Source organism: Paenacidovorax caeni, assembly GCF_001298675.1.
In the GTDB taxonomy this organism is placed as follows: Bacteria; Pseudomonadota; Gammaproteobacteria; order Burkholderiales; family Burkholderiaceae_C; genus Paenacidovorax; species Paenacidovorax caeni.
The window spans coordinates 22,929-30,623 of sequence record NZ_CYIG01000040.1 but is presented as its reverse complement, the minus strand read 5'-3'; the positions used below and the strand labels follow the sequence as shown (position 1 = coordinate 30,623).

Below are 7,695 nucleotides of genomic sequence, written 5' to 3'. Positions count from 1 at the left end.
TGGCATGAATCGACGAGGCGGCCTTCCCAGAAGACCACGCCCAACATAGCATCGCGCATGACGGGGAAGAGGAAGGGGATCGGTTTGTTTGGCGACTGCCAATCTACCAACCTCAGAACCGTCAACCACTACTTCCCCCAGATCGCGCGAAGAACCAGAAGAAAGGCGGCGGCCGCAGCGGCGGCAGCAGGGTATCCGATGGTGGCGGCCGCACGGCCGAGGACACGGGCGGCGGTGCGCGCGGTCCGGTGCCGGGCGACATGCAGCAGCGCCCGCCTGTGCAAATCACGCTGCACGCCAACGGTATCAACGACCCAGTCAAGCTCGCCCGCTTGATCGAACCCGAGCTGCGCCGCATCGCCCAGCTCGCGCGCTGAGTTTTAAAGCGTTTTCATCACTGCGCGAAGGCGTGTAGCGGCACAGTCGCTGCATGCCCTCCGTACAGCGCTATCTCTCCGGCCGTGACAACCTCGCCCGTACCGCAACCCTGGCGGCCAGCAGTGTGCGCGCGAGTACGGCGATTGAGCGGGTGTCCGCGCGCCGCACGGGCGGCGGCCGAGTGCGCCTGGCGGGCAGCTACACGGGCCACGAAGCGGCAAGCGTCGATGTAGAGATCGTCTCGGCCGGGGGCGTTCCGCGCGCCTCGGTGCCGCAATTCGTGGGCGTGGGCAATGGACAGCTCACGGTGCAAAGCGTGGACGCCGCCGCCGCGCTGCAGGAATTCACCATCACGCTGGCCGACCTGGGCATTGAGACGGCCACGGCGGGCCTGGACGTGCGCGAGGTGCGCATCCGCGCCCGCGCGCCGGGCAGCGGCGGCAATGCCTTGCACATCACAGTGCAGCCCGCCCTCACGCGCACGGCCACGGCCTGGGCGCTGCTCGCGCCCTGGAGCACAAGCACGGCCACGCAGACCGGGCCGCAGTGGGACTTCGGCGGCCTGCCGCTGTCACCCAAGGACGAGCTCGACGCGGCAAGCCCGCGCATCGCGTTTGGCTTCGACCCCCAGGTGTACCGGCCCTGGCGCAAGTTCAAGGATGGCGCCTGGCAGTTCGGCCTCTCGCCCGCGCTGCAGCGCGACGTGCCCGCAAGCACGGCGGTCTACAGCGTAACGGGAGGCTATGTCGTTACCGTAAGCGATGGGGTGACCACAGAGACTTTCGGGGACACGCAAGCCACCCCGGCACAGGCCGCAATCGTCACGTTTTATGACCTGCTGACCGCACTGGCCGCCTCGGCGCTGGTGGAGGTGGCGGGCGTAGTGGCCGCAGACCGCACCAGCGGCGGGCAAGCGGCCATCGACGTGCCGCTGCGCACCAGCGCGTGGCTCATGGCGATGGCGGGCCGGGTGGCGCTGCGTGATGTGACCGTTCCAGACCAGGCACCCACGCAGACGTTGACGGTGCGCTGTATCAACGCGGACGTGGTGGGCAAGGAACGCTGGAGCGTGTCGGGCGACGTGTCTGGCGTGTTGGCCGGGGCGACCACGGGCGTGCCGTATGCAAGCAACGCAGCGCTTTTCACGATCCCCGCAGTTAACCCTGCGGCCGTTGGCAGCGGCCAGTGGGGTGTGGTGTGGTCACCCGTGGGGCGGGACGAAGACAAGGGCGAAGTGACGCCCAGCGCGTGCCTGCGGCCGGTGAAGCTGGGCATCAACGCCCGCCCGCTCACTGTCACGTTCCGCTACGTCAAACGCCCGCCAGCGCAGTGCGACTGCCGCAAGGTGGCGCCTATCAAGGTTTCAGATAAATGTCTTGGTTTAGGAGGTGACGACATGCCACTCGATCCGGCGCATCAAATGCGCCTGGCGCCGCTGTACCAGTGGCGCTCTACATTTGCTGCCAGCAATACGGCGGTGCAGCTCAATCCGGCGTATTCCAAGGTGGATATGGATTTTGCCGATGCCATCGCGGGGGCTTTTGCGCTCGCGCTGGGGGAGATTTACGAGTCCACGCCCGCGCTGGCCGAGTGGGATACGGCTTATGCGGCGATGGTGGCGGATATGGCGGTGCTGCTGGCGCTGGGCGGCAAAGAGCCGTTTGAGCGCACGATGCTCCAGGCCAAACCTAACAGCGTGTGGCTGAACCCGGTGAGCGGCAAGCTCTTTGTGTGTGCGTATGCGAGTAATGGTTCCGGCGTTTCCCCCGGCGACGAAAACTGGGTTGATCCGGCATCCCCTGAGTGGGATGAAAGCGGCAACAATTTCAGAGTTCAGCACGGTAGCGGTTGGGCAGACTATGCCTGTCTTGGCGCGGCAGGAGACTTATCTCCCACAACTGGCGACGCGGATCGGGTCCAGCTCCTGCGCCGTTACACCGCGCGCATGGACTACTGCCGCACCCTGGCGGGCATCGTCCCAAAATCTGATTCCAGCACCACAGACGCGGGCGGGTGCTGGATTGACCACGAAGACCCCTTCTGGTGGGTCGATACCGATGGCTACTACCTGCCCGCATTCACGAACAAACCGTATATCTCAAGCCGCCGCGATGCTGACGGCAAGCCGTACTCCACGCGCGAGTTCGGCTTTGGCCTGGCCGTGGCGTGCGAGAGCCACCTCAAGATCGGCGACTCGATCACGCTGCGGATCGAGTCGGTTGACAGCGAGCGGCCCTACCGCGTCGGCGATGAAGCCATCCTGCAGACCATCGGCGCGGGCGCGGCCTGGCTGACCGGGGGCATCGACGGCACGGACGTGCAGACCTGGCGCGTGCTGGGCAGCGGCACCGGGCCGCTGCCCGACTACATCGTGCCTACGGACGGCACGCCCGCGCCCATGTACGACCAGGCCGGGGTGGCGCTGCGGCTCGCACTGGGCGGCATCCCGTTCCAGCTCGGCGATGCGTTCACCTTCGCGGTCGAGGCTGGGCAGTTCCGTTGGCGGCAGGGCGGCGGCACCTGGTCTGCCCTGGCCGACATCCCCCCGGGCGGCCAGGCGGCGCTGGCCGATGGCATGCAGGTGGTGTTTGAGGCGGGGGCGGCGCCGTCCTTCGTTCCGGGGGATGCCTACGCCTTCGCGGTGCACCAGCCGTGGGCGGCCAGCCATGTGCAGAACGCGCAGGCCACGGCCTGGGGCTGGGAGGGCAGCAGCGCGTCGATGGAGATCGACCTCGGCGCGGTGCAGCAGATCGGGGCCATTGCCCTGGCGCGCTACCAGTTGCCAGGCGGCGCGGCCGTGGCCGCCGAGGTGTCGCAGGATGGCGCGGTATGGTCTGCGCCGCTCGCCCTCGATGTCACGCGGCCGGTAAGCGTGGCCGTGTTCCACCTGTTCATGGCCGCGCGCTTCGTGCGGCTCTCGGTCACCAACGCACCGGGCGGCAGCATCGGCTGGATCTGGTGCGGCCAGCCCCTGGCCACCGAGAACCACGCCAGCTCCTGCGACCGCCTGCGCCGCTGGGCCTCCACGCGCGGCAACGGCCCGAATGCCGCCGCGCTCTACGCAGGTGCAGGGACAGGGTGGAAGCTCGCCTGGGAAGACGCTTTGCTGGAGCCTGACGTGGCTGCGCTGCTGGGCCTGGGCGACTGGGCGCAGGAGCACGATGAGCCGCTGCTGTTCGTGCCGCACCACATGCACGCGGCCGACGCATCGCTGGTGCGCTGGAGCGCCGATGCGCTGCAGATCAGCGACATACACGCCTACCAGCCGGATAACGAGGCGTGGCGGCTCATGTCCGGCGCGCTGGACCTGGAGCCCGTGTTCGCATGACGCCGTGGCTTGAGATCGACGCCGGGGCCGATGGCGGCCAGGTCAACCTGGTGCGGCCGGGCAGCGCCGCGCCGCCCGGCCGGGACGGCATGACGCTGCCGCTGCTGGCGGGCCTGTCGAGCATTCAGCGGCCGTTGTCCATCCCGGGCATTGCCGCCGCCCCCGTGAGCAACATGGACGCCACGCTGGACAACGCGGGCGGCCAGTTGACCCGGCTGTGGGGCCAATGCCCGCCGGTGCGCCGCGCCGTGCGCGTGGCGACGCAGGCGGGCGTGCTGTTCGACGGCATCGCCGTGGGCCTGCAGCTCGGCGGCGAGGTGCGCATGAGCCTGGAGGCCGGGGCCGACCGGCCGCTGTCGGACAACGTGCCGCTGCGCACCAGTGCCGTGTGGGGCGGATGGCGCGACGTGAAGGTGCTGCCCTGGGCCTGGGGCCATGTGACGCTGACGCCGATCCAGTACAGCGACGACCAGCGCGTGTTCTTCCTGGCCGACCACCCGGTTCAAGGAGTCGATGAAGTCAAGCGCGACGACGTTGCCACGGATGCCTGGGCCTTCTACAACGGCGTGGACAGCACAGGCCGCGCCGTGGCGTTTGTCGAGCTGGCGATGCCGCTGGCCGAGGGCGAGCGCCTGGCGGTGCGCCTGCGCGGGCGCATGCACCCGGACACCGGGCGGCTGCTGCAAACTCCGGCCGAGATCCTGCACGACGTGCTGGCGAACCTGGCGCGCGCCCCGGTGCAGTGGGCCGACCTGGACGACTACCGCACCGAGACCGCGCACATCGTGCTGGGCGGCCTGCTGGCGGACAACAGCATCAGCATCCGGGCGGCCGTCGATGGGCTGCTGCAGTCCTGCGGCGGCGCCTGGGCGGCGGCGATGCCAGGCGTTGCGATCACCTGGCCGCCGCTGCCCGACGACGCGGCGCCCGCGCTGCGCGTGGACAAGCTGACGGCCCAGGGCCTGCAGGCCAGCACCACGGCGGCCGGGCTGCATACGGCCGTGCGCGTGCTCTACGACTACGACCATGCGGCGCAGCGCTACCGGCGCGCTATACAGCTCCAGGCGCCCGAGGCGGTGAAGGACTTCGGCTTGCTGGAGCTGGAGTGGCCCGCGCCCTGGCTGCGCACGCCGCGCCAGGCCGAGGAACTGGGCCAGCGCGTGCTGGGCTGGCTGGCCCGGCCGCGCTGGCGCGTGACCTGGCAGCACAGTTTCGCGGACGTGGCCACTGGCGGCTGGGTAGACATCGCGCACCCGCTCTCGCCGATTTCTGGCCGCCACCGGCTGGTGAGCGCCGAGCTGGACTTGTCGGCGGCGGGCCTGGCCTGCGCGGTGGAGGCGCCCGTGGGGCCTGTGCCCGAGATCGAAACGACCACGCTTTCGACGGCGTTCGACCCTGTGATCCAGCCGGGCGTGACGGTTGAAGTCGCCAACGGCGAGATCATCTTCACGGCGCGCGACGAGCAGGGACGGCCGCTGGCCGGGGCCAAGATCACGCTGGACGGCGGCGCCTCGCGCATCGCCGACAGCGCCGGGCGCGCGTCGTTCCCGGTGCAGCGCGGGCGGCATGTGCTGCTGATCGAGGCGCAGGGCTACCCGGCCTCGGAAGTCGAGGTGGTGGTGTGATGCAGCGCAGACGGTTTTTTGCGGCACGGCCGGTGCAGCAGGTGCCGGGCCAGCGTGTCGAGGTGGCGGTGCAGGTGCGCAGGAGTGTTGCACCTGCTGCACCAGCAGCGCCGGTTATGCCCGTTGCGCCAGAACTGTCATGGGTGAACACGCCGGACGAGGCCCTTGCGGCGCAAATATTGCGCGGGGACGAAGCTGGGGATGTGGTTTTTGAGGTCAAAGACAGTGATGACGGGCTGGTGCACATTGCACACAAATACGGCGGCATTTGGGAGCGGCAGCCTTGGATTACAACCGGCTGGACGGGCACACCCTGGAAGAGTCAGGAGTCCGATGGTGTGCCGCTACCGATGGCGGGACCGGGTTGGCGTTGCGAGCTGATCAATAGCCAGGTCAGTGTGTCTGATGATTTGTTCAGGATGCCGTTGTCAACGTGCTATGTCGGCATCATCGTAGGCGTATCCGCCGAGCGCGTGGGCTGGCAGCTTGACTGGGATTCGACGGCGGATGAGGGCAGCGGCGGTGACGACACAAGCGGGCAAACGGGCTGGGGAGATGCTGTATCACGCAGTGGACACGTCGCCCGGGCCGTTGGATGTCAGGTGCTTGTATACCCCGTACTTTATGGCGGCGGCAATGACGATGCCGACACGCTGACTGCAACCGCGCTGGTTGATGGCGTCGCAGTTGGTGCCCTTCGCTTCATTGCCCGGCGTGTTGGCTGGTAGATAAAAGACGGGCGACCTGGCCGGGTGCTGTAACACCAGGCCAAGCCCCCGACCCGCAGAAGTGCCCTGCAAGTCAGGCAAGACCCGCCACTCTCGCGAGAGCGCGTCGAGCCTACCATTTTCGCAACAGGAAATAGGCTTGCAATGGAAGAAATAAGGTGCGGCGCATGTGGCCGCAAACTGGGCGAAGGCATCTTCGCTCGCCTCGCTATCAAGTGCCCCCGCTGTGGGACGCTGAATCAGTTCCAGAGCGCTACGAGCGCCTCTTTGTCAGAACGCCAGCCGAGCGTCCAACCTTTGAAACGCTCGAATGACGAAAGCAACTTTTCCCATATTCACCCCGCCCGGCCCGGACACGATCCCCAGCGACGGGCGCAATCCCTCCCTGGCTGACCGCTTCCTTGCAGTGCCGTTCTCGCTGCTGGATGCACGCACGGGCTGGTGGCGCGACCGCAAAGCGGCCTGGCTGGCGATCGGCATCCAGTCCGAGCTGGGCCGCAGTGACCGCCTGCTGTACCCCACCTCGGCGCAGCCACCCGCAACCTACGCGGCCAAGAACGCCTACGAGGCGGCCCTTGGCCGCAAGGCGACCTGGGCCGAGTTCGCCCAGGCCCACCCGGACAAGATCCGGCACCAGGGCACCAGCGTGTTCGACCCGGTGCTGTGCGAGCTGGTGTACCGCTGGTTTTCTGCGCCGGGCCATCTGGTGCTCGACCCCTTCGCAGGCGGCAGCGTGCGCGGTATCGTCGCAGCGGCCACGGGCCGGGCCTATGCAGGCGTTGACTTGCGCGCCGAGCAGGTGCAGGCCAACCGCGCGCAGTGGGCCGCACTGGGCCAGCCTGGCATGCCCCCGCCGCGCTGGGTGCAGGGCGACGCGCTGACGGTGCGCCAGGCGCTGCCCGAGGTGCAGGCCGACTTGCTGTTTTCCTGTCCGCCCTACGGCAACCTGGAACGCTATAGCGACGACGAGGCCGATCTTTCAACCATGCGCTATCCCCGCTTCCTGCAGACCTACCGCCAGATCATCAAGGAGTCCGTGGCCCTGCTGCGGCCCGACCGCTTCGCCTGTTTCGTGGTCGGCGACTTCCGGGACACCAAGGGCCTGCAGCGCGGCTTCGTGGGCGACACCATCGCAGCCTTCCGGGATGCTGGTGCTCAGCTCTACAACGAAGCCATCCTAGTCACGTCGGCCGGTTCGCTGCCGATCCGGGCGGGCAAGGCGTTTGAGGTGTCTCGCAAGCTGGGCCGGACGCACCAGCAGGTGCTGGTGTTCGTCAAGGGCGACGCTCGGCGCGCCACGGCTGCCTGCGGGGCGGTGCGCTGATACCGCTCAGGCGAAGCGCTCGCGCAGGGCGGCGTGCCCGGCTTCCTTGGCGGTCTCGGGGTCAATGCCGAGCTGGGCGAGCCAGCGCGGGTTCGTGTAGGCCGTGCGGGCGTCAAGGATGGCCGTGCGGTGCTTGTCCAGGCGAGGGAACGATGCGGCTAGCCGGACGGCCTCGGCCCAGCGGCCAGCGGCCATGTGTTCGCGCACGAGGGATGATTTGGATTGGGGAGCGGTCATTGCGGTCAGACTCTAGGTTGAGGCCCCGCAAAGTGCGAGTCAGGAGTTTTGCTGACGGTGCTGACGGCGCGCCGT

Annotated in this window: 6 protein-coding genes; 5 read left to right on the top strand and 1 reads right to left on the bottom strand. The window is 68.3% G+C overall.

Annotation, left to right across the window (positions count from 1 at the left end; all coding sequences use genetic code 11):
* The first annotated feature begins 430 nt into the window (after nt 1-430).
* From BN2503_RS15070 to BN2503_RS15055, 5 genes are all read left to right on the top strand, one after another.
* Complete coding sequence (locus BN2503_RS15070; protein WP_139235414.1) at nt 431-3,706, top strand: discoidin domain-containing protein; 3,276 nt, start codon at nt 431-433, stop codon at nt 3,704-3,706.
* On the top strand, nt 3,703-5,331 hold the full coding sequence (locus tag BN2503_RS15065) for a carboxypeptidase-like regulatory domain-containing protein (protein ID WP_054257467.1): 1,629 nt from the start codon (nt 3,703-3,705) through the stop codon (nt 5,329-5,331). Before BN2503_RS15070 ends, BN2503_RS15065 begins: the two co-directional genes overlap by 4 nt.
* A 143-nt stretch (nt 5,332-5,474) precedes the next feature.
* Nucleotides 5,475-6,059, top strand: a complete 585-nt coding sequence (locus tag BN2503_RS15060) for a hypothetical protein (protein ID WP_139235415.1) — start codon at nt 5,475-5,477, stop codon at nt 6,057-6,059.
* Between the two features lie 144 nt (nt 6,060-6,203).
* Nucleotides 6,204-6,452: a Com family DNA-binding transcriptional regulator gene (locus tag BN2503_RS19530; RefSeq protein WP_082366630.1), complete on the top strand. Its 249-nt coding sequence runs from the start codon at nt 6,204-6,206 to the stop codon at nt 6,450-6,452.
* Nucleotides 6,370-7,383, top strand: a complete 1,014-nt coding sequence (locus tag BN2503_RS15055; protein ID WP_054257465.1) for a class I SAM-dependent methyltransferase — start codon at nt 6,370-6,372, stop codon at nt 7,381-7,383. The genes BN2503_RS19530 and BN2503_RS15055 overlap by 83 nt, the downstream gene beginning before the upstream one ends.
* Before the next feature lie 6 nt (nt 7,384-7,389).
* Here the strand turns inward: BN2503_RS15055 and BN2503_RS15050 are convergent, their stop codons facing one another.
* A complete protein-coding gene (locus BN2503_RS15050) occupies nt 7,390-7,620 on the bottom strand; it encodes a hypothetical protein (RefSeq protein ID WP_054257464.1) in 231 nt (76 codons plus the stop codon).
* Between the last annotated feature and the right edge of the window lie 75 nt (nt 7,621-7,695).

What these genes read in the sequence shown, in the direction of transcription:
- BN2503_RS15065 (WP_054257467.1), top strand. Translation starts at nt 3,703, where the DNA reads ATGACGCCGTGGCTTGAGATCGACGCCGGGGCCGATGGCGGCCAGGTC.
- BN2503_RS15055 (WP_054257465.1), top strand. Translation starts at nt 6,370, where the DNA reads ATGACGAAAGCAACTTTTCCCATATTCACCCCGCCCGGCCCGGACACG.
- BN2503_RS19530 (WP_082366630.1), top strand. Translation starts at nt 6,204, where the DNA reads ATGGAAGAAATAAGGTGCGGCGCATGTGGCCGCAAACTGGGCGAAGGC.
- BN2503_RS15070 (WP_139235414.1), top strand. Translation starts at nt 431, where the DNA reads ATGCCCTCCGTACAGCGCTATCTCTCCGGCCGTGACAACCTCGCCCGT.
- BN2503_RS15050 (WP_054257464.1), bottom strand. Translation starts at nt 7,620, where the DNA reads ATGACCGCTCCCCAATCCAAATCATCCCTCGTGCGCGAACACATGGCC.